This is a genomic window from Amycolatopsis sp. A1MSW2902 (assembly GCF_017312175.1).
Classification (GTDB): Bacteria; Actinomycetota; Actinomycetes; order Mycobacteriales; family Pseudonocardiaceae; genus Amycolatopsis; species Amycolatopsis nivea.
The window spans coordinates 6351579-6373408 of the sequence record NZ_QJPO01000001.1; the positions used below are offsets into that span (position 1 = coordinate 6351579).

At 69.7% G+C, this 21830-nt stretch carries 21 protein-coding genes; 11 read left to right on the plus strand and 10 right to left on the minus strand.

The window, feature by feature from the left end; translation table 11 throughout:
- Positions 1-3: 3 nt before the first annotated feature.
- Entirely contained in the window at positions 4-615 is a 612-nt protein-coding gene (locus DMP23_RS29235; protein WP_043831863.1) for a Maf family nucleotide pyrophosphatase, read from the plus strand.
- A gap of 103 nt (positions 616-718) precedes the next feature.
- Positions 719-2065: a dicarboxylate/amino acid:cation symporter gene (locus DMP23_RS29240; protein WP_337823131.1), complete on the plus strand. Its 1347-nt coding sequence runs from the start codon at positions 719-721 to the stop codon at positions 2063-2065.
- A 3-nt stretch (positions 2066-2068) separates the two neighbouring features.
- Here DMP23_RS29240 and DMP23_RS29245 read toward each other — a convergent pair whose 3' ends face one another.
- Entirely contained in the window at positions 2069-2788 is a 720-nt protein-coding gene (locus tag DMP23_RS29245; protein ID WP_037816055.1) for a hypothetical protein, read from the minus strand.
- A 29-nt stretch (positions 2789-2817) separates the two neighbouring features.
- On the opposite strand from DMP23_RS29245, the gene DMP23_RS29250 reads away from it, so the two are divergent.
- From DMP23_RS29250 to DMP23_RS29275, 6 genes are all read left to right on the plus strand, one after another.
- Entirely contained in the window at positions 2818-3138 is a 321-nt protein-coding gene (locus DMP23_RS29250) for an SAV_915 family protein (RefSeq protein WP_106961290.1), read from the plus strand.
- A 102-nt stretch (positions 3139-3240) separates the two neighbouring features.
- A complete protein-coding gene (locus tag DMP23_RS29255) occupies positions 3241-5034 on the plus strand; it encodes an acetyl/propionyl/methylcrotonyl-CoA carboxylase subunit alpha (RefSeq protein WP_134669324.1) in 1794 nt (597 codons plus the stop codon).
- Between the two features lie 54 nt (positions 5035-5088).
- Positions 5089-5643, plus strand: coding sequence for a DUF1707 SHOCT-like domain-containing protein (locus tag DMP23_RS29260; RefSeq protein ID WP_337823132.1), 555 nt, complete (start codon positions 5089-5091; stop codon positions 5641-5643).
- 8 nt (positions 5644-5651) lie between these two features.
- Positions 5652-6032, plus strand: a complete 381-nt coding sequence (locus DMP23_RS29265) for a DUF1707 SHOCT-like domain-containing protein (protein ID WP_067589759.1) — start codon at positions 5652-5654, stop codon at positions 6030-6032.
- A complete protein-coding gene (locus DMP23_RS29270; protein ID WP_337823133.1) occupies positions 6017-7294 on the plus strand; it encodes a sensor histidine kinase in 1278 nt (425 codons plus the stop codon). Before DMP23_RS29265 ends, DMP23_RS29270 begins: the two co-directional genes overlap by 16 nt.
- A 172-nt stretch (positions 7295-7466) precedes the next feature.
- On the plus strand, positions 7467-8000 hold the full coding sequence (locus DMP23_RS29275) for a GNAT family N-acetyltransferase (protein WP_337823134.1): 534 nt from the start codon (positions 7467-7469) through the stop codon (positions 7998-8000).
- 33 nt (positions 8001-8033) lie between these two features.
- Here DMP23_RS29275 and DMP23_RS29280 read toward each other — a convergent pair whose 3' ends face one another.
- The gene (locus DMP23_RS29280; protein ID WP_106961289.1) at positions 8034-9803 is read right to left on the minus strand and encodes a glycerol-3-phosphate dehydrogenase/oxidase; all 1770 of its coding nucleotides are present in this window, start codon (positions 9801-9803) and stop codon (positions 8034-8036) included.
- 201 nt (positions 9804-10004) lie between these two features.
- Here DMP23_RS29280 and DMP23_RS29285 point away from each other — a divergent pair, with 201 nt between their 5' ends.
- Entirely contained in the window at positions 10005-10754 is a 750-nt protein-coding gene (locus DMP23_RS29285; RefSeq protein WP_037816065.1) for an MIP/aquaporin family protein, read from the plus strand.
- Between the two features lie 22 nt (positions 10755-10776).
- A complete protein-coding gene (gene glpK / locus DMP23_RS29290; RefSeq protein ID WP_037816066.1) occupies positions 10777-12285 on the plus strand; it encodes a glycerol kinase GlpK in 1509 nt (502 codons plus the stop codon).
- A gap of 1076 nt (positions 12286-13361) precedes the next feature.
- Here the strand turns inward: glpK and DMP23_RS29295 are convergent.
- The 5 genes from DMP23_RS29295 to DMP23_RS29315 form a co-directional block, all read right to left on the minus strand.
- Positions 13362-14159, minus strand: a complete 798-nt coding sequence (locus DMP23_RS29295; protein WP_134732562.1) for a VOC family protein — start codon at positions 14157-14159, stop codon at positions 13362-13364.
- A gap of 84 nt (positions 14160-14243) precedes the next feature.
- Positions 14244-14837 (minus strand): class F sortase, encoded by a 594-nt coding sequence (locus DMP23_RS29300; RefSeq protein WP_337823135.1) that lies wholly within the window; start codon positions 14835-14837, stop codon positions 14244-14246.
- A gap of 58 nt (positions 14838-14895) precedes the next feature.
- Positions 14896-15543, minus strand: a complete 648-nt coding sequence (locus DMP23_RS29305; protein WP_337823136.1) for a hypothetical protein — start codon at positions 15541-15543, stop codon at positions 14896-14898.
- Between the two features lie 198 nt (positions 15544-15741).
- Positions 15742-16194 (minus strand): hypothetical protein, encoded by a 453-nt coding sequence (locus tag DMP23_RS29310; RefSeq protein ID WP_337823137.1) that lies wholly within the window; start codon positions 16192-16194, stop codon positions 15742-15744.
- Between the two features lie 78 nt (positions 16195-16272).
- Complete coding sequence (locus DMP23_RS29315; protein WP_037816072.1) at positions 16273-17676, minus strand: NAD(P)H-quinone dehydrogenase; 1404 nt, start codon at positions 17674-17676, stop codon at positions 16273-16275.
- 131 nt (positions 17677-17807) lie between these two features.
- On the opposite strand from DMP23_RS29315, the gene DMP23_RS29320 reads away from it, so the two are divergent.
- Positions 17808-18260, plus strand: a complete 453-nt coding sequence (locus DMP23_RS29320; RefSeq protein WP_199817833.1) for a gamma-glutamylcyclotransferase — start codon at positions 17808-17810, stop codon at positions 18258-18260.
- A 608-nt stretch (positions 18261-18868) separates the two neighbouring features.
- Here the strand turns inward: DMP23_RS29320 and DMP23_RS29325 are convergent.
- From DMP23_RS29325 to meaB, 3 genes are all read right to left on the minus strand, one after another.
- A complete protein-coding gene (locus tag DMP23_RS29325; RefSeq protein ID WP_037816075.1) occupies positions 18869-20155 on the minus strand; it encodes an amidohydrolase in 1287 nt (428 codons plus the stop codon).
- Positions 20156-20345: 190 nt separating this feature from the next.
- Entirely contained in the window at positions 20346-20660 is a 315-nt protein-coding gene (locus tag DMP23_RS29330) for a hypothetical protein (RefSeq protein ID WP_037816076.1), read from the minus strand.
- 175 nt (positions 20661-20835) lie between these two features.
- On the minus strand, positions 20836-21828 hold the full coding sequence (gene meaB, locus DMP23_RS29335; protein ID WP_337823138.1) for a methylmalonyl Co-A mutase-associated GTPase MeaB: 993 nt from the start codon (positions 21826-21828) through the stop codon (positions 20836-20838).
- Positions 21829-21830: the final 2 nt, after the last annotated feature.

Sequence of the window (21830 nt, forward strand, 5' to 3'; positions counted from 1 at the left end):
CCTGTGCGTCTAGTCCTCGCCTCCCAGTCCCCCGCCCGCCTCGCCGTCCTGCGCAGTGCCGGTCTCGACCCGGCCGTTGTCGTGTCCGGTGTCGACGAGGATGCCGTCGCGGCGGCGCTCACCGATCCTGAACCCGCCGAACTCGTCCTGGCTCTCGCCAAAGCCAAGGCCAACGCCGTAGTCGAGATGGTCTCCGAGCCCGACGCCGTGATCGTCGCTTGTGATTCCATGCTTTCCATCGGCGGCGAGATGGTCGGCAAGCCCGCGACCGCCGAGGTCGCGAAGGAGCGGTGGGCCCGGATGGCGGGCGGCTCCGGCGTCCTGCTCACCGGGCACGCCGTGGTCCGGCTCGACGGCGGGCAGCGCACCAAGGAAGCTTCCGGCACCCGCTCCACCACCGTGCACTTCGCCAACCCCAGCCAGGCCGAGATCGACGCCTACGTCGCCACTGGCGAACCGCTGCACGTCGCGGGGGCGTTCACGCTCGACGCGCTCGGCGGATGGTTCGTCGAGGGGGTCGAAGGGGACCCGTCGAGTGTGATCGGGATCAGTCTTCCACTGCTGCGTCAGCTGCTCGCCGAGGTGGGCGTCAGCGTGACCGAAATGTGGAACTAGTTCACATATTGGGACGATGTGTCACTCGGTCGAGTGATCAGGGAAAGTCGATTCCGGCCCGCACCCGGGTCAGCGGAAACTCTCGACCTCTCTGGGGTGGCACATGTCCTTCGCAAGGACGTACACAAAGCCGCGCGTGTTCGCCGCGGCCGTGCTCGGTTCGCTTGTCGTGGGCGCCGGACTCGGCGTGCTCGCACGGACGACCGAAGCCGGCTGGCTGACCGACACCCTCGACCACATCGGCACGATCTTCACGACCCTGCTGCAGATCGCGGTGATCCCGCTGGTCTTCACCGCGATCGTGGTCGGCATCAACAGCCTCCGCGGCCTCGGCGGCGGCCGCACCGCCGCGCGGCTCGGCGGCAAGACCGTGCTGTGGTTCGCGATCACGTCGTTCATCGCCTCGCTGATCGGGATCGCGATCGGCAAGCTGTTCAACCCGGGCTCCGGCGGGCTCGGCGAGGGCGTCGCGGCCACCGCGAAGAACGCCGACAAGGCCGCGAAGAGCATGAGCCACTGGGGTTCCTGGGACGCCTTCATCAAGGGCCTGCTGCCGGAGAACTTCTTCTCCGCCTTCGCCGAGGGCAGCACGCTCCAGGTGCTGTTCCTCGCCGTCGTGATCGGCGCCGCCGCCTACAGCCTCGGCGACAAGGCGAAGCCGTTCGTCGACTTCACCACGAGCGTCTTCGAAATCGTCCAGCGCTACCTCGGCTGGATCGTGCGCCTCGCGCCCATCGGCATCATCGGCCTGATCGGCACCGCCGTCTCCAACTACGGCGACGCGCTGTTCCGTCCGCTGCTGTCGACCACGATCGCGGTGTACGTCGGCTGCCTGCTGATCCTGTTCGTCGTCTACCCGATCCTGCTGCAGTTCGTCGCGAAGGTGAACCCGCTGACGTTCTTCGCCAAGGCGGGCACCGCGATCCAGTTCGCGTTCGCGTCGCAGTCGAGTTCGGCCACGCTGCCGCTGACCCGGCAGTCCGCGGTGAACCTCGGCGTCGACCCCGGATACGCCGCCTTCGCCACCCCGCTCGCCAGCGCGACCAAAATGGACGGTTGCGCCGCGGTGTTCCCGGCGATCGGCGCGATCTTCATCGCCAACCTCGCCGGGGTGCCGCTGAGCTTCGGCCAGTACGTCGGCATCGTGGTCGTCGCCGTGGTCGGCGCGCTGGCCACCGCGGGCACCACCGGCTGGCTGACCGCGCTCACCCTGACCACCGCGTTCATCGGGCTCGACGCCAAGCAGGTCGCGCTCGGCATCGCGCTGATCTACTCGGTGAACCCGATCATGGACATGATGCGCACCGCCACGAATGTCGCGGGCCAGATCGTGGTCCCGACGATCGTCGCGCGCAGCGAGGGCCTGCTCGACGACGAAATCCTCAACACCCAGACCGCTCGCCCGAACCACCGCGACGAGGGCGGCGCCGCCCGGCCCGCCACCGCCTGAGTCTCAGGAGTTGCCGGAACAGCGTCGCAGCTGGGTTTTCTTCAGCTCGACGTCCGGCCAGCCGCGGAAATCCGACGGCGAGGTGACGGTGCTCGTGCAGCCCATCACCTCGCCGTCGAGTTCGTATACCTCCGCGACCACCGGAGCCGCCTGGCAGCGCGGGGTGCCGGACACCGCCTTCGGGCATTCGTGCCGGACGACGATCACGTCCGCCCGGCCGTCCTGGCTCACGTCGTAGAGCGACAGCGAGCCGGCGTCAGAGAAATACGGCTTGCCGTAGTCGCGCCACACGCCGCCGGACTCGGTCAGCAATTCGCCGTACGAACCGCCTGCCGCGTCGCCGCGGATCAGGCACGCGGCGGTCGATCCGTCGATACAGCGCAGGGAAGTCGCGGTCAGCTTCGCGCCCAGGTTCGTGATCGCCAGTTCGAACGGCTGCTGTCCGACCTGGACCCGGCCCGATCCGCCCGAGGCATCCGCCTGCAACACGACCGGGGTACCGCCGACGCTCACCGCCGCCAGCTGCTTGCACGGACCGTTTCCGCAGGTCGAGGACGGTGCTTCGACCGGAGCCGCGGCGGGCTCGCTCGGCGCCATGGTCTCCGCGCCGTCCGGCTTCGGGCGCATCGTGACGACCACGACGAGCGCCGCCGCCGTGACCACCGCCGCGAGAACGGCGGTGAGCAGCGCGGATCGCGGGACGCGCTTCGGCCAAGTCCGCATATCCGAGACTGTAAGCGACCTTGCGCACCGTGTCCGTCTATGTTGTCGGAGTGACGAACCCCAATTTGCCCCCGGCCCTTTACCTGCCGACCGGCCCCACCGGCCCGACCACTGACGGCCAGACCGGAGCCAACGTCGAACTGCGCCGCACCCCGGACGGCCGCACCGCGCTGGTCGCCTTCACCGCGCTCGACCGGCTCGTCGACTGCTGCGGCGAGCACCAGCCGTGGATCCTGGTCAACACCGAAAACCTGGCGCTCGTGCACCAGGTCAACCCCTACGACGTCATCGTGCTCGACTCCGAACTACCGGCCGAACTGCGGCATCAGGCCCCTGCCGGACGGGTATAAACAGGACCGAACTGGGTGGTCCACCTCTCAATCCAGGCCCGGTCCTGGTCCGTAGACTCCCGGTTGACCAGCAGCTCGGCGACGGGGCACGGGAGGTATGTGGTGAGCGAGCAGGACACCGCGAGCACAGGCGGTCCGGTGACCAAGGTCCTGGTCGCGAACCGGGGCGAGATCGCGGTTCGCGTGATCCGGGCCGCGAAGGACGCCGGCCTGCAGAGCGTGGCCGTGTACGCGGACCCGGACCGCGACGCTCCGCACGTGCGCCTCGCCGACGAGGCGTTCGCCCTCGGCGGGAACACCGCGGCCGAGAGCTACCTCGCGATCGACAAGATCCTCGACGCCGCCAAGCGGTCCGGCGCCGATTCGGTCCACCCCGGTTACGGCTTCCTTTCCGAGAACGCCGAGTTCGCCCAGGCCGTCCTCGACGCGGGCCTGACCTGGATCGGGCCGAGCCCCCAGTCGATCCGCGACCTCGGCGACAAGGTGACCGCGCGGCACATCGCGATGCGCGCGGGCGCGCCGCTGGTGCCCGGCACCAAGGAGCCGGTGAAGGACGCCGACGAGATCATCGCGTTCGCCGACGAGCACGGCCTGCCGGTCGCGATCAAGGCGGCGTTCGGCGGCGGCGGCCGCGGCCTGAAGGTCGCCCGCACCCGGGAGGAAATCCCCGAGCTGTTCGAGTCCGCGACACGCGAGGCGGTGGCCGCGTTCGGTCGCGGCGAATGCTTCGTGGAGCGCTACCTGGACAAGCCGCGGCACGTCGAGGCGCAGGTGCTGGCAGACCAGCACGGCAACGCGATCGTCGTCGGCACCCGCGACTGCTCGCTGCAGCGCCGCCACCAGAAGCTGGTGGAAGAGGCCCCCGCGCCGTACCTGTCCGACGACCAGCGCGCCCGGATCCACGAGTCCGCCAAGGCCATCTGCAAGGAGGCCGGCTACTACGGCGCGGGCACCGTCGAATACCTCGTCGCGGTCGACGGCACCATTTCCTTCCTCGAGGTGAACACCCGCCTGCAGGTCGAGCACCCGGTTTCGGAGGAAACCACCGGCATCGATCTGGTCCGCGAGATGTTCCGCATCGCCCGCGGCGAGAAGCTGCGGATCACCGAGGACCCGACGCCGCGCGGCCACTCGATCGAGTTCCGCATCAACGGCGAGGACGCCGGCCGCGGCTTCCTGCCCGCGCCGGGCACGGTCACCAAGTTCGTCGCCCCGTCCGGTCCCGGCGTGCGCGTCGATTCCGGCGTCGAATCCGGCAGCGTGATCGGCGGCCAGTTCGACTCGATGCTCGCCAAGCTCATCGTCACCGGTTCGGACCGGGAGAACGCGCTTGAGCGCAGCCGCCGCGCGCTGGCCGAGTTCGAGGTCGAGGGCATGGCCACGGTGCTGCCGTTCGACCGCGTGATCGTGAACGACCCGGCGTTCATCGGCGACGAAAACGGCTTCAGCGTGCACACCCGCTGGATCGAGACCGAGTTCGACAACCAGATCGAGCCGTTCGTCGCGCCGGACGTCGAGGCCGAGGAAGAGGCGCCGCGGCAGAACGTCGTGGTCGAGGTCGGCGGACGCCGGCTCGAGGTGTCGCTGCCGGGCGGGTTCGCCCTCGAAGGCGGCGGCGCGCCCGCGGCGACGAAAGCCAAGCCGCGCAAGCGGGCAGGCGGCGCGAAGGCAGCGGTGAGTGGCGACGCGGTCACCGCGCCGATGCAGGGCACCATCGTGAAGATCGCGGTCGAGGAAGGCCAGCACGTCGAAGCGGGCGAGCTGATCGTGGTGCTCGAGGCGATGAAGATGGAAAACCCGGTAACCGCGCACAAAGCGGGCACCGTCACCGGGCTTTCGGTCGAGATCGGCTCCGCGGTCACGCAGGGAACGCAACTCTTGGAGCTCAAGGACTGAAGTTGTGCTGAATGTCGTGGGTGCCGCGCGCTCGCGCGGCCTACCATCGACTACGTGACTGAGGTTCCGTCTCCGCAGCTGCGGATCAGCGACCAGGAGCGAGAGTCCGCGCTGCATGCGCTCGGTGAGCACATGAGTGCGGGACGGATCGACATCGACGAGTTCGGCGAACGATCCGCCCGGATCACCGCGGCTAAAACCCGGGGCGAACTGGGCGAGTTGTTCACCGATCTTCCGGTGCCGCATCCGGTGTTCGGCGCGGGCGCGACCGCCGCGCCGGAACCAGCGGCACCGCCGCCGATGCCCGTGCCGCAGCCCGCGGCGTCCGGCGAGGTGGCCGCGCGACAGCCGGAGTGGTCGGCAGGGCAACGCGCCGTCGCCGCCTTGGTGCCGCTGGTGTGGATCGCGGCGATCGCTCTGATCGCCACCGGCACCGCGGGATGGCCGGTGATCTTCGCGCCGATCGCGCTCACCGCGGTCGGCCGCGCGCTCTGGGGCAAGGGTTTCGAGCACCATGACCATCACCACCACGACCGGCACCGGGAACGCCGCGAGGAGTTTCGCGCGATGCGCGACGAGCACCGGCGGCAGCGCCGGCTGGACCGCTGAGGCGGACCATGGCTGACCTGCGGCTGAGCGACGCCGAACGCCAGGACGCGCTCGATGTCCTCTCCGAGCACGTCCGCACCGGCCGCCTCGACATCGACGAGTACGGCAGCCGCTCGGCGAAGGTCACGTCAGCCAAGCTGGTCAGCGAACTCGTGCCGTTGTTCGACGACCTGCCCTCGCCGCGGCCGAGCGCGCTGCTGGCCACGGCCCGGCCGGAACCGGTCGTGCCCGCGGGCAACGGCAAGCTGGGCGCGTTCGTGTGGCGGTATTCGGTGCCGCTTTCCATCGCCTTGGCGGTCGTCGTGCTCATCGTGACTCGCGGACGGTTGCTGATCGTCTTCGCGTTGCCGTTGCTGCTGATCCTGTTCAGCGGATGGCGGCGGCGCTGAGCCCGCCGGAACGCACGCGGCCGAGTCCGATGATCGGGCTGCGGCCGGGTTCGGTCGATCCGAAGGCCGAGCGATGGGCAGGCCCGCTGTTCGCCGGCATCGGGATTCTGGCGCTCGCGGTGTGCACGATCATCGCCGCCGGTCAGCCACACGGTGATCCCGCGCAATGGCGCACCACGCTGCTTCTCGCCGCGGCGAGCGGACTGTGGTTGCTGGTGCTGATCCCGGTTTTCCCGAGGCGCACGCGGAAACCGTGGCTGGCCATCGGGTTTTTCGTCGTGCTGCTGGCTGGCGCGACCGTGCTCACCTCGCGAGTGGATCCGTTCACCGCTTTCGCTTCGATCGGTTACCCGATCGCGTTCGTGTTGTTCCCGACCCGCTGGAGCATCTTCGCGGCGGCCGCGACGGCAGTGGTTCCGTTGCTGGCCAAGGGAATTTGGGAGCCGTCGCCGCCATGGATCACCGCGGTGTCGATCGTCGGGCCGATTCTGTACGTGGCGTGGTTCGTCGGCGCAGAGAACGAACAACGCCGTCGCACCAACGAAAAACTCGCCCAGTCGAACGCGCAGCTGGAAACGGCCCTGACGGAAAACGCGGCGCTGCACGCACAACTGCTCACCCAAGCCCGCGAGGCCGGGGTGCTCGACGAGCGACAGCGCATGGCTCGCGAAATCCACGACACTGTCGCCCAGGGATTGACCGGCATCGTCACCCAGCTGCAGGCCGCCGACCGGGCCACCGAAGCCGCGGATCGGCAGCGGCATCTCGACCACGTGCACACGCTGGCGAAGGACAGTCTCACCGAGGCGCGCCGAGCGGTTCAGGCGTTGCGACCGGAACCATTAGCGGACTCGCATCTGCCGGAAGCGTTGGCAGGATTGGCAAATCGAGTGTCCGGCACTTCCGGTGCCAAGGTGACCGCCGATGTAGCAGGCGATGCCCAGCCGTTGCTGCCGGAGCTGGAGGTCGCGCTGTACCGGGTGGCGCAGGAAGCGTTGGCCAACGCGGAAAAACACGCACACGCCACCCGGATCGGCATCACGCTCACCTACACGAGCGACCTGGTCATGCTCGACGTCCGGGACGACGGAAGAGGTTTCGCCTCCGGTGACCGCGGCGACGGCACCGGCTTCGGCCTGGAAGCCATGCGTCAGCGGGTGCAACGGGTGGCGGGTTCGCTGACCATCGAATCCGCGCGCGGGGAAGGGACCGCCGTGCACGCGGAGTTCCCGGCGATCCCTTCGCCCGCTCAAGCCAGCTGACCGCCCTCGGCGCTGCCGCGACACCTGCCATGTCCGTTGTGCGGCAACGCTTCCAGCCAGCGCGCGATGTCGTGTCCCCGCCTCGCTGACCGCTGCTGCCCGCCCCTTCGGGTGACCTGGCCGTGACGCGGCACGCAGCCATTTCCCGCCTCCGGACGGCTAGGCTCGTGTCGTGGAACCCGTGGAAATCAACGCGGGCGCGTACTACCTGCGCCAGCTGCGCGCGGACCGGCATCTCGACGACCGGCCCGCGCTGATGGAGGCGTTCGCGGACCCGCAGCATCGGCGGTACGTGCTGAACTACCGGTTGCGCACCCCCGACGAGGCCACCGAGTACGTGACGCTGCGCGCCGCTCAGTGGGCGTGCGACGAGCGCTGCTCGTGGGCCGTGGCCGAGCCGGAGAGCGGACGCCTGCTCGGCGAGGTCGGGCTGCGCGACCTGGACCTCAACTTCGGCACCGCCGAGGCGTCGGTGTGGACGCATCCGGCCGAACGAGGCAAAGGCATTGCGGCAGTAGGGCTTTCGGCCGCGATCCAGTTCGGGTTCGCCCGGCTGGGCCTGCACGAGGTCGCATATCGGCACGACGAAAGCAACACCGCGTCCGAGATCGTCGCGCGGCGGGCCGGGTTCAGCCGGGTCGGGCCCGAAGACCGGCCCTCGCCCAGCGGGGAAACGCTCATCCGCTGGGTGCTCAAGCCCTCGTGAGTGCCGGTTCTGCCCGGCACTCACGAGGAAAGCTCAGCTGACCGGCTCGATCAGCCCCGCGCGAGCCTCCGGCGCGGCCGCCCGCAACGCGTCCGCCGACTCGTCCGTCGGCTGCAGCTGCGAATCCCGCTCCGCCTCGACCCGCGCCCGGTAGACCTCGACCTCGCGCTTGGTCTCCTCCTCCGACCAGCCCAGCACGCCCGCCACCAGCTGCGCGACCTGCTCGGCGCAGTCGACGCCGCGGTGGGCGTACTCGATGGAGATCCGCGTGCGCCGGGCGAGGACGTCCTCCAGGTGCAGCGCACCCTCGTGGCTGGCCGCGTACACGACCTCCACGCCGAGGTAATCCGGCGCCGACTCGATCGGCTTGAGCAGCTCCGGCCGGTCCGCCGCGAGCGCCAGCACCTCGTGCACCAGCGAGCCGTAGCGGTCGAGCAGGTGCCGCACGCGGTACGGGTGCAGCCCGTGCTCCGCGGCCAGGTGGTCGGCCTGGTTGACCAGCGCGTGGTAGCCGTCCGCGCCGAGCAGCGGGACCTTGTCGGTGATGGACGACGGCGGGCGGCCCGGCAGGTCGACCACGGCGGCGTCGACGGCGTCGGCCGCCATCACCCGGTACGTCGTGTACTTGCCGCCCGCGATCGCGACCAGACCCGGCGCGACCCGCGCGACCGCGTGTTCGCGCGACAGCTTCGACGTCTCTTCGCTCTCGCCGGCCAGCAGCGGACGCAGGCCCGCGTACACGCCTTCGATGTCGTCGTGCGTCAGCGGCGTCGCGAGCACCGAGTTCACGTGTTCGAGCAGGTAGTCGATGTCGTGCTTGGTGGCCGCCGGATGCGCCAGGTCGAGATTCCAGTCGGTGTCGGTGGTGCCGACGATCCAGTGGTTGCGCCACGGGATGACGAAGAGCACCGACTTCTCGGTGCGCAGGATCATGCCCGACTCCGACACGATCCGGTCGCGCGGAACCACGATGTGCACGCCCTTGCTGGCGCGCACGCGGAACCGGCCGCGGCCGCCGGACAGCCGCTGCAGTTCGTCGGTCCACACGCCGGTGCAGTTGACCACCGCGCCGGCCTGGATCTCGGTCTCGCGGCCGTCCTCGACGTCGCGCACGCGCACGCCGGAAATCCGGTCCGCCTCGCGCAGGAAGCCGACGACCTGGGTGGAGGTCCGGACCACCGCGCCGTAATGCGCGGCGGTGCGCGCGACGGTCATCGTGTGCCGGGCGTCGTCCGACTGCGCGTCGTAGTACCGGATGCCGCCGATCAGCGCCGACCGCTTGAGCGCGGGGACCATTCGGAGGGCACCCGCGCGGGTGAGATGTTTCTGGCCCGGCACCGACCGGGCGCCGCCCATCGTGTCGTACATCAGCAGCCCGGCGGCGGTGTACGGACGCTCCCAGATCCGGTGCGTCAGCGGGTACAGGAAGCTCACCGGCTTGACCAGGTGCGGCGCGATCTTCGTCAGCATCAGCTCGCGCTCGTGCAGCGCCTCGCGCACCAGGCCGAACTCGAGCTGTTCGAGATAACGCAGGCCGCCGTGGAAGAGCTTGCTCGACCGGCTGGACGTGCCGGACGCCAGGTCGCGGGCCTCGACGAGAGCCACCCGCAGGCCGCGGGTCGCCGCGTCGAGCGCGGTCCCCGCGCCGACGACGCCGCCGCCGATCACGACCAGGTCGAAGGTCTCGTCGCCGAAACGCCGCCAGGATTCCTCCCGGCCCGCCGGACCCAGCTGGGCCGGGTCGCTGCCGTTGCGCGGATTCGTCACCACTCGTTCCTCCTCGTGCTCCACCTTCCCCAGCATCGCACGCTTGCGTGATCGTCTGCTGACCCCGAGGTGACACGTGTGGCGGAACCCATGACGATCATGGTCACATTGGTTCGCCCGGCTTATGGATTGCACGCGTACGCGACGGTAACGTGCCGCGGACTGGGGTCGGCGACGAGGCTGTGGCCGGACGTGATCGGCCCTGCACAGACTGTCCAGTGTGGAGGTGCGGAGAGCGTGAGTCCGGGTGCGATCATCGTCTGGGAACTGTTGGGCACGGCAGTGCTCCTGTTGCTGGGCAACGGCGTTGTGGCCAACGTCGTGCTGCGAAAGAACAACGGCTTTCAAGCCGGAACCCTGTTCATCACCTTCGGGTGGGCCTTCGGCGTGTTCGCCGGCGCCAGCCTCGCCGCGCCGACCGGCGCGCACCTGAACCCGGCGGTCACCCTCGGGCTGGCCATTTCGGGCAAGGTTTCGTGGGCGGACGTGCCGTTCTACCTGATCGGCGAAATGCTCGGCGCGATTCTCGGCGCCGTGCTGTGCTGGCTGACCTACAAACTGCAGTTCGACGACCATCCGAATCCGGAGGAGACGCTCGGCATTTTCTCCACCGCCCCGCAGATCCGGAACAAGGCGTGGAACCTGGTGACCGAGGTCATCGGCACCTTCGTGCTGGTCGGCTGGATCCTGCTGACGCCGGCGTTCAAGACCGCCTCGGACGGGACGCCGACCTTCGGCAACACCGCGCTCGGCTACGCCGGGGTGTCGTTCGTCGTGCTGGTGATCGGTATTTCTCTCGGCGGGCCGACCGGCTACGCCATCAACCCGGCCCGCGACCTCGGCCCGCGGATCGCGTACGCGTTCCTGCTGCCGATCAAGGGCAAGCGCGACCCGGACTGGAACTACTCGTGGGTGCCGGTCCTCGGTCCGCTCCTCGGCGCCGCGCTGGCGGCGCTGGTGTACCTGGCCGTGCACAACCTGACCTGATCCAGCTTTCCGGAGGGAATCCATGACTTCGTATGTCGCCGCGATCGACCAGGGCACCACGTCGACGCGTTGCATGATCTTCGACCACTCCGGCCGTGTCGTCGCGGTCGACCAGCGCGAGCACGAGCAGATCTTCCCGAAGGCGGGCTGGGTCGAGCACAACGCCGAGGAGATCTGGGAAAACACCCGGGCGGTCGCGGCGGGCGCGCTCGCCAAGGCCGACCTGCGGCCGACCGACATCGCCGCGGTGGGCATCACCAACCAGCGCGAGACGGCGCTCGTGTGGGACCGCAAGACCGGGAAGCCGGTGTACAACGCGATTGTCTGGCAGGACACGCGCACCGACAAGATCGCCGGCGAACTGGGCGCGCTCGGCGGCGGCCAGGAGCGCTACCGCGAGAAGACCGGGCTTCCGCTCGCGACGTACTTCTCCGGCCCGAAGATCAAGTGGATCCTCGACAACGTCGAGGGCGCACGGGCCAGGGCCGAGGCGGGCGACCTGGTGTTCGGCAACATGGACACCTGGGTGCTGTGGAACATGACCGGCGGCACCGACGGCGGCGTGCACGTGACGGACCCGACGAACGCGTCGCGCACGCTGCTGATGGACCTCGACACCCTGCAGTGGGACGAGGACATCGCGGCGGAGATGGGGATCCCGCTGTCGATGCTGCCGGAGATCCGGTCGTCGTCGGAGGTGTACGGCAAGGTCCGCCCGCGCGGGGCCCTCGCGGAAGTGCCGATCGCGGGCATCCTCGGCGACCAGCAGGCGGCGACGTTCGGCCAGGCGTGCCTTTCGCCGGGCGAGGCCAAGAACACTTACGGCACCGGCAACTTCGTGCTGCTGAACACCGGCACCGAGAAGGTCCTGTCGGAAAACGGCCTGCTCACGACGGTCTGCTACAAGATCGGCTCGAACGACACGGTGTACGCACTGGAGGGTTCGGTCGCGGTCACCGGTTCGCTGGTGCAGTGGCTGCGGGACAACCTGGGGTTGATCTCGTCGGCGGCCCAGATCGAGGAATTCGCCCGAACGGTCGACGACAACGGCGGCGCGTACTTCGTGCCCGCGTTCTCGGGCCTGTTCGCCCCGTACTGGCGCTCCGACGCCCGCGGCGCGATCGTCGGCCTGACCCGGTTCGTGAACAAGGGCCACATCTCGCGCGCGGTCCTGGAGGCGACGGCGTTCCAGTCGCGAGAGGTGATCGACGCGATGAACGCCGACTCGGGCGTCCCGCTGAAGTCGCTCAAGGTCGACGGCGGGATGGTCGTGAACGAACTGCTGATGCAGTTCCAGGCGGACATCCTGGGCGTGCCGGTGATCCGCCCGGTGGTGAACGAAACGACCGCGCTGGGTGCGGCTTATGCGGCGGGGCTGGCGGTCGGGTTCTGGGAGTCGGAGGACGACATCCGGACCAACTGGGCCAAGGACAAGCAGTGGGACCCGTCGATGGACGAGTCGCGGCGGGAGAAGGAATACCGGAACTGGAAGAAGGCGGTGACGAAGACCTTCGACTGGGTGGAGGACTGATCCTTCCGGCCGGGTCTGCGGTGGGGCGCGGTTGAGCTTTCTGGTGGGCGCCGCTGGGGCCGACGCTCGAGCTTTCCGGCGAGCTCCACCGCCAGCCCGCACTTGAGCCATGCCCGCCGATGGCTGGCTGGCGACTGAACGGTCGCCGCAACGGTGTGCGGTTTGGCTGGCTGATGGTCGTGAGGGGAACCCTGGGGGAATCTGATTCCGTCAGGGTTCCCCTCACGTACTTCTGGCCCGCGCTGCCGACTCCACCGGACGCGCCGACCTCGCCACCGATCCCGCCGCGAATGGGCACAGCGCAGCCCGACACCGCCGAACTCAGCTCAGGCTGGCACCGGGCAGAGTCCCGCCCGACAACCGCAAGCCGCACCAAACCGGCTCGCCCAACTCAGCGCAGCCACACGACCCTGCCCAGCCCGACAGCACGGCCTACCGCCGCACAGCCACAAGGCCCCGCCGGGTCCGGCAACACAGCCTCGCACTGCACAGCCACACGGTCGTGCCCGTCGGACAACACGGCCCGGCGCAGCACAGCCGCCCCGCCCGGTCCGGCAACACGGCCTCGCGCTGCACAGCCACACGGCCCTGTCCGCCGGACAACACGGCCCAGCGCAGCACAAGCCACGCGGCTCTGCCCAGTCCGGCAACACGGCGGCCTGCCACCGCGCAGGCACACAGCCCTGCCCAGTCCGGCAACACGCCTGCCACCACACAGCCGCACGGCCGTGCCCGCCGGACAACACGGCCCAGCGCAGCACAGCCACACCGCCCGGCCCGGCAACACGGCCTCGCACCGCACAGCCACACGGCCATGCCCGCCGGACAACACGGCCCAGCGCAGCACAGCCACACCGCCCGGCCCGGCAACACGGCCTCGCACCGCACAGCCACACGGCCATGCCCGCCGGACAACACGGCCCAGCGCAGCACAGCACAGCCACACCGCGGCACCGCCCAGTCCGGCGACACGGCCCGGCACCGCAAAGTCCACTGCCCGCCGGTCCCCCGCCTCGCCGGTCAGCCAACTCGCCCAACCAGCCCCGGCGGGGCTCACATCACCTTGGCCCCAACCGTCACCCCCACCCCTCCTGCGTCCCGGACTGCGCGTTCGGTGCCATCAGCGAAAACCCCGCCCCTTGGTCATCCACCGCGATCACCATCCGGCCGTGCGGGGTGTCCGTCGGCGGGCTCACCACCGTTCCGCCCAGGTCCGGGATGCGCGCTGCTGCCTCGTCCGCGTCGGCGGTCCAGAAATACGTCACCCAACCAGGCGATGCCTGGCTGTCCGCGGCTAGCTCGCCAAGACCACCGACCGGTCGGCCGTCGACGTCCAGCGTTGCGTAGGTGAAGCCTGGCCCGGACATGTCGCCGAAGCCGTATCCGAACACGTCGCCGTAGAACTGCTTGGCCGCGGCGAAATCCCGGGTCATGCATTCGTTCCACGCGGGAGCCCCTGGCGTCAGCGTCGCCTGCGTGCCGGAGTGCCTGCCTGGCTGCCACAGGCCGAACGTCGCTCCGGTCGGGTCGGTCGCGATGGCCATCCTGCCTTCGGTCAGGACGTCCATCGGCGGTGCGATGACCTGGCCGCCCGCCTCGGCGATCGCGGCTACGGTCTTGTCCACATCGGACACTGACAGGTACGTCGTCCACATCGGCGGCATGCCTGCCTGCTCCGGCGGGATCTGCCCGATGCCCGCGACCGGCTTGCCGTCGATCTGCGCCATTCCGTAATAACCGGTCTCCGGGCCGCCGGATTCGACTGTCCAGCCGAGCAGCGACTCGTAGAACGTGACCGCCTTGTCGCGGTCAGGCACCATCAAGTCGCCCCAGCACGGTGTGCCCGCGGGCCACGGTTCTGTCCTGGTGATCATGCGTGCCTCCCAGAATTGTGCCAACCGCCACAGTGTCGCACCGGGCACCGACAAAATCGGGGGCGTCTTGTTCAATGCGCGGGGTCACTGCCCGCCGTTCACCAGATGGGCGTACACGATGATGTTGTCCACATAGCTGTGCTCGGCCCGGTCGAACGCGCCGCCGCAGGTGATCAAACGCAGTTCCGGGTCCGAAGTGTCCCCGTAGACCGCGTCGGTCGGGAAGACGTCCTTCGGCACCTGGTCCACTTTGGTCACCTCGAAGTGCGCGGTGGTGCCGTCGCGGCGGGCGATATCGACGTCGTCTCCCGGCTTCATTTCCTTGAGCCGGTAGAAAATCCCCTTTTGCTTGTTCCCGTCGACGTGTCCGAGCACGACCGCGGGGCCGACCTCGCCGGGCGTCGGGCCGTTTTCGTACCAGCCTGCCTGCAAGGGTTTGCTGACCGGCGGAACCTGTACCGAATTGTCGGGATTGAGGCCGAGCGGCACGAGACTGGAATGCGCGTCGATGCTCGGGATGTCCAGCGAGACCGGCTCCGATTTCGGCATCGCCGCCGACGCGACCGAGGAAACCGGCGGAGCGCTGGAAGCGGGTGCGGCGGTCGTCGAGCCGACCGAGCAGCCGGCCAGCAGCGCGGCGAGCGCGACGGACGCCGCGGCGAGTGTCTTCCTCATCATCTTCCCCCGATCCGCCCGGGCCTGGCCGCGGGAAAAGCAGCCAGGCCCAGGAGACTAGTCAGCCACGCTGGCGACGACGCGCCACCACGAGCCCGGTGCCGCCGAGGGCCAGCACGCCCATCGCGCCCGCCGCGAGCGGGAGGCCGAGGTCCGACTGGTTGTCCGCGACCGGACCGTCCGTGCCGCCGGTCTGCGGCGCGCCGGACGGGACCTTGCTGACCTGCTTGGGCGCGGGCGCGGGCGCGGGCGTCGGCTTCGGGACGGGCTTCGCGCCCAGCACGGTGAACTTCGTGGCGATGTCGCCGCTGCCGCAGGAGAACGAAACCTTGTACGTACCGGGCTTCACACCGTTGCGGACGGTCGCGGTGCCCTGCGAGACCGGAGCCTTCGACGGGTCGCCCTGCGGACCGACCGGGTGCAGCTTGCCGAACTGCAACGCGGCCGAGCTCAGGTTCTTGATTTGCGAGGCCTCGCAGCCGACGCGCACCGTGACGCGGTCCCCGGCGTGGCCGGACGACGGCAGCACCCGGATGAAGGCCTTCGGCACGCCGCCGCTGTCGCCAGGCGGTTCCTCCGGCGTGGAGGAAGGCGGAGCGGTGGTGGTGCTCGACGGAGGCGGCGTGGCGAACGTTTCAGCAGCGAAAGCCGGTGCGGCCGAAAGCATTCCGGCGGCGACCAGAGCGGAGAAAACAACGGTACGCTTCATGACACTCCCCTTGATGAAAATACGATTCCCGCCGCGCACGGGCAGCGGCGAATCCGCGTCCGGCCGGCAGTTCCCCCTGCGGCCCGGGCGTTTTCGTTCCGACAACCACCAAGACGCCTCCGCCCGGTGCGGGGTTGCCCCGGACACGAAAAAACCGCCGGAAACAATTTCCCGGCGGTTTTTTCGAAGCATGGATGATTAGCTGGCGAGACTCCCGTCGCCCGCTTTCGCCGCGCCCTGGGGCACCCGCGACACCTGCGCGGCGGGCACGGTGAACGTCGCGTTGTACTGCTTCCCGGCGCACGTGACGGTGAGCGGATAGCTGCCGGGTTTGGTGCCAGGCACCAGGTTCGCGTGCGCGCTCATCGTCGCCTTCACGCCGACCATCTCGCCGTAGAAGTACTGAGAGAACTGCAGCGCGGGCGAGCTGAACGCCGCCGTGCCCGCCTTGGCCCCCGGGCAGTACGCGAACGCCACGTTCGGGTCCGAGCCGCGCTGGTAGGCGTTCACCTGGCCGTGCAGCACCGCGGTGTCCTGGTTCAGCTGCACCGTCACCGGATCGGGGGCCGGACCGTCCGCCGCCACCGCCGGGACCGCTGTCCCGGCCAAACCGATCGCCGCCGCCACCGCGAAAATCGCGCTCTTGCGCACCCTTGTTCCTTCCCCGTGCCACACGTCCTCAACCCGCTAGACGCGGTGTGCGGCACGGGGTTGCCCGGCTGGGAAAAATCAGTCCAGATCGTCGTGCCGCATGAGCTGACGGCCCGCTTCGGTGATCGATCCGGACAGCGACGGGTACACCGAGAACGTGAGCGCCAGGTGGTCCACCGTCAGCTGGTTCTGCACGGCCAGCGCGATCGGCAGGATCAGCTCGCTCGCCGACGGCGCGACCACGACACCGCCGACCACCACACCGGTAGCCGGGCGGCAGAACAGCTTCACGAAACCGCGGCGCAGGCCTTCCATCTTCGCGCGCGCGTTGGTCGCCAGCGGCAGCATGATCGTGCGCGCGGGCACCTCGCCGGAGTCGATCGCCTGCTGGCTGATGCCGACGGTCGCGATTTCCGGGTGGGTGAACACGTTCGCCGCGACCGTCTTGAGCTTGATCGGCGCGACGCCCTCGCCCAGCGCGTGCCACATCGCGATGCGGCCCTGCATGCTCGCCACGGACGCGAGCATCAGCACGCCGGTGCAGTCACCCGCCGCGTACACGCCGGGGACGCTCGTGCGCGACACCCGGTCCACCGCGATGAAGCCGCCGGGGCCGGGCTCGATGCCGACGCGGTCGAGACCGATGTCGGCGGTGTTCGGGATGGACCCGACGGTCATCAGCGCGTGGCTCGCCTCGATCACGCGACCGTCGGCCAGGTGAACTTCGACGCCCTTCTCGGTGCGCTCGACGCGTTCCGCACGGGCCTGCTTGGCCACCGTGGTGCCGCGCTGCGTGAAGACCTCTTCGAGCACCGCGGCGGCGTCGGCGTCCTCGTGCGGCAGCACGCGGTCGCGGCTGGACACGACGGTGACCTTCACGCCCATCTCGGTGTACGCGGACGCGAACTCGGCGCCGGTGACGCCGGAACCGATCACCGCGAGGTGTTCGGGCAGCTCAGTGAGGTCGTACAGCTGACGCCAGTCCAGGATCCGCTCGCCGTCCGGCACCGCGCCGGGCAGCACGCGCGGGGTCGCGCCGGTGGCGATCAGCACGACGTCGGCGGACAGCGATTCGACCGTGCCGTCGGAGTGCGTGACTTCCACCGTGTGGGTGGCCAGCCCCGGCTCGTCGTCGGCGAACCGGGCTTCCGCGGTGATCACGCGGACGCCCTCGCGCTGCACGCGGGCTCGGATGTCGGCCGACTGCGCGAGCGCCAGGCCTTTCACTCGCCCGTGAACAGTCGGCAGGTCGACGGTGGTGTCCGCCATGTCGGTGTTGATGCCGAGTTCGCCGAGGTCGTGCATCTTCGCGAGCGCGCCGGACGACGCGATGAACGTCTTCGAGGGCACGCAGTCGTAAAGGACACAGGCGCCGCCCAGGCCGTCCCGCTCGACGATCGTCACGTCGGCGCCGTGCTGCGCCGCGACCAAGGCGGCTTCGTAGCCCGCCGGGCCGCCACCCATGATCACGATCCTGGTCACCTGGGTCCTCCTATGTACGCGTGCTTGGCGGTGGTCCTGACCCTACGCGGCGAACCTGACCGGCAAGCGAAGTGCCCGGACACGGCATGTGCATCCGATCGTGCGACGGATGGGTCGCTAGGCTGTGCCGCGTGCCGTTGTATGCCGCTTACGGATCCAACATGGAGCCCGCCCAGATGCTGGAGCGCGCCCCGCACTCGCCCATGGCGGGCACCGGCTGGCTGGAAGGCTGGCGGCTGACCTTCGGCGGCGAGGACATCGGGTGGGAAGGCGCGCTGGCCACCATCGTCGAGGACCCGTCGTCGCGGGTGTTCGTGGTGATCTACGACGTGACCGCGCTCGACGAGGAACGGCTCGACCGCTGGGAAGGCGGCGAGCTGGGGATGCACACGAAGATCCGGCTGCGAGTCCAGACGATGGACGGCTCGGTGCTGGCCTGGCTGTACGTCCTGGACGCCTACGAGGGCGGACTGCCCTCCGCGCGCTATCTCGGGGTGCTGGCGGACGCCGCGGAGGCGGCCGGGGCCCCGGCGGATTACGTGGACGATCTGCGCACCCGGCCGTGCACCGGGATCAGCGGCTGACGTTCGCTCCGACTTACTGTCCGTGAAGGGCTCCTTGCGGGAATCTGATTCCCTCAAGGAGCCCTTCACGGACCTTCAGCCGTTCGATGGACGAACCACCGCGGCCGCTTCGACCTCGCCGCGGGCTGCCCGAAACGCTCGTTTCCGGAGTCATCCACACCCGCGGTAGCAGAGGGCCGAAAGTTGTCCCCAACGGTGTCGCCCTGTGGATAACTCCGTGCGACCGGGCGGTCCGCGGCCTCGCTGGACAGCCGCCCAATACCACACGGCAGAGGCTCACCCACACGGGCATCCGACACCGCAGAGCGCAGGAAAAATAGCAGCGCGTCACCAAAAATGACGGCAGAAATCAGGTCAGCGAAGCACCGCAAGCGGCCCCGGATTCCGCCAAAGCCGTTGCGGCACAACACGAAATCCACCACCGGAAGCCATCGGCCCACCACCGCACTCGGGCAGCACAAAAGTCCGAAATGACTCTCGGTAAACGGGTCGCAGCAGGGGCACCCGCGGTCTAGACCACGCCGCGTAATCCCCCGCTGACACCCCCGCACGAGGGGTACCTCTCACCCGCCTGAGTTATCCACATCGGCGCGCCGCCTGTGGATAACTCAGGCCAGCGAGGCCAGTGCGGTGTGCACCAAAGTGCGGACTCCGACGAGCAGCGCGCGCTCGTCGAGAACGAACGTCGGGCGGTGGATGTCGGCCTGCGGAGCGGGCGGACCGGACCACACGCCGAGCCGGGCGAAGGCCCCGCCGACGTGCTCCAGGTACCAGCCGAAGTCCTCGCCGCCGGACGACTGTTCCGTCCCGGCCAGGCCCGTTTCGCCGACCGCGGCCTCGACGCCGGCGCGCATCAGCGCGGTCGACTCCGCGTCGGACACGACGGGCGGCACGCCGCGCCGGTAGTCGAGCGAGAAGCCGACCCCGGTCGGGGCCAGCAGCGATTCCACCGAGGACGCGACGAGCGGCTCCAGCGCTTTCCACACCTCGTGGTCGGCGGTCCGCAGCGTGCCGCGCAGGACGCCGTCCTGCGGGACCGCGTTCGCGGCCTGTCCGGCGTGCACCGCGCCCCACACCAGCACCGTGCCGGACCGGGGGTCGACGCGCCGGGACAGCACCGACGGGAGCGACGTGATGACCGTGCCCAGCGCGTACACCAGGTCAGCGGTGAGATGCGGCCGCGACGTGTGCCCGCCGGGCGAGGTGAGGCGCAGTTCGATCAGGTCGGCGGCGGACGTCAGCGCGCCGACCCGGGTGCCGACCTTGCCCGCTTCGAGCCGCGGGTCGCAGTGCAGGCCGTAGATCCGCTCGACGCCCTCCAGCGCACCCGCGGCGATCATGTCCAGCGCGCCGCCGGGCATGACCTCCTCCGCGGGCTGGAAGATCAGCCGCACACGGCCGGGCAGCTCGGGCGCGCCGGCGAGGGCGCGACCGGCGCCGAGCAGGATCGCGGTGTGCGCGTCGTGGCCGCACATGTGCGCCGCGCCGTCGGTGGTGGAGGAGTACGGCAGGCCGGTGTCCTCGGTCAGCGGCAGCGCGTCGATGTCCGCGCGGAGCGCCACGCAGCGCTCGCCCTTGCCGATGTCGCACACCACGCCGGTGCCGCCGGGCAGCACCCACGGCTTGAGGCCGACGCGCCGCAGCAGCGAGACGATCAGCTCGGTCGTCGCGAACTCGTTGCGCGACAGCTCGGGGTGGGCATGGATGTGCCGCCGCCACGCGAGCACGTCCGTCGCGTTCGCGCGCAGCCAGTCGTCCAGCCAGAACGGGCCGCGGCCCGCGCCAAGGTCTTCCACCGGAGCCATGCTGACGCCGGCTTCGGTCAGCAGCGCGCCGGGCGCCGCGATCGGGTTGTGGTCACCTGGAACGTCCGGCCGTGAATCCAGCACCGTCACGCCGCACCTCCTCCCGCAACACGAGCGCAGGGGAACACGCAACGTGCCGATCGATCTGTCTTACGCATTGGAGTCGATCGTGCACCATGCAGGTGGCAAGCGGCGGTGCGCTGCCGTTCGACCAAGACGGCCGGTAGCGGATCTGCGGCGAACGGCTGACGAAGTTCGGCGTGGGTGAACGCCGGAAAGCTCAGCCGCCTTGGGCCTTGCGGCGCTTGATGCGGTGGCGGCGGCCGAAGAACACGATGGCGAGCAGCACCACCGCGGCCCCGCCCGCGATGAGGTTCTTCTTCGTCTTGTCGGCGTTGGCCTTGTCGGTCTGGGAGGGGTCCAGCACCGGTCCCGGCGGGGCCTGGCGGAACCCGTTCACCTGCGTGATCGCCGTCTCAGCCGCCACGGTGACCGACGCCGGAGCCGGGGTCGCCGCGGACGCCGCCGCGGGCAGCACTCCGGTGAGCAGCACGCCGAGCAGACCGGCCAGCAGCAGTCCCCGCACCTTCGCCATGACTTCCCTTCTACGCCGTCACCGTGCATTGTGCCTGTCGAGGAGCGGGCGCGTCAGCCGCCACGCGGTGGAGGCGCGTCCGCTCGCCTCGTGCTGACGACCGTCGAGCGCAACAAGCCCCGAAGACGGGCAAAAGACACTTGCGCGGACAGCGTTTTCTCTTCTTGGACGACGTTCAAGAAGAGGGCTCGGCGAACGCGGCCAAGATCCGCTGCGCGGCCAGCGTGGCGGTGAGTTCTCCGTCGCGCACCGCCCGTTCCACGTCGGCTACCTGCGCGCGGACCGCCGGATGCGCGGTGAGCCGGTCGAGCAGCTGCTCGCGGACCATCGACCACGTCCAGTCGACCTGCTGGCGTTTGCGCCGCTCGCCAAGATCACCCGATTCGGTGAGCACCTCGCGGTGCTTCCCGATCGCCGCCCACACCTCGTCGAGACCGCTGCCCTCGAGACCGCTGCACGTGAGCACCGGCGGCGTCCAGAGCGCGTCCTTGCCGTAGATCATCCGCAGCGCGCCCTGCAGTTCGCGGGCGGCGCGCTTGGCGTCGCGTTCGTGCGGGCCGTCGGCCTTGTTCACGGCGATCACGTCGGCGAGTTCCAGCACGCCCTTTTTGATCCCCTGCAACTGGTCGCCGGTGCGCGCGAGGGTCAGGAAGAGAAAGCAGTCGACCATGTTCGCCACGGTCACCTCGGACTGCCCGACCCCGACCGTCTCCACCAGCACGACGTCGAAGCCGGCCGCCTCCATCAGCACGATCGTCTCGCGGGTGGCGCGGGCGACGCCGCCGAGCGTGCCGGACGTCGGCGACGGCCGGATGAACGCCTTCGGGTCGACCGAGAGGCGCGCCATCCGGGTCTTGTCGCCGAGGATCGAGCCGCCGGTGCGGGTCGAGGACGGGTCGACGGCGAGCACCGCGACCCGGTGCCCGGCCGTCGTGAGGTCGGTGCCGAGCTGGTCGATAAATGTCGACTTGCCGACTCCGGGCACGCCGGTGATGCCGACGCGTTTCGCGCCGCCCGCGTGCGGGAGCAGCTCGACCAGCAGTTCCTGGGCTTGCCGCCGGTGGTCCTCGCGATGCGATTCGACCAGCGTGATGGCCTTGGACAGGGTCCCCCGGTCGCCCGCGAGCACGCCCTTCGCGTATTCGCCGACGTCGATCCGCCGCGGCAAGG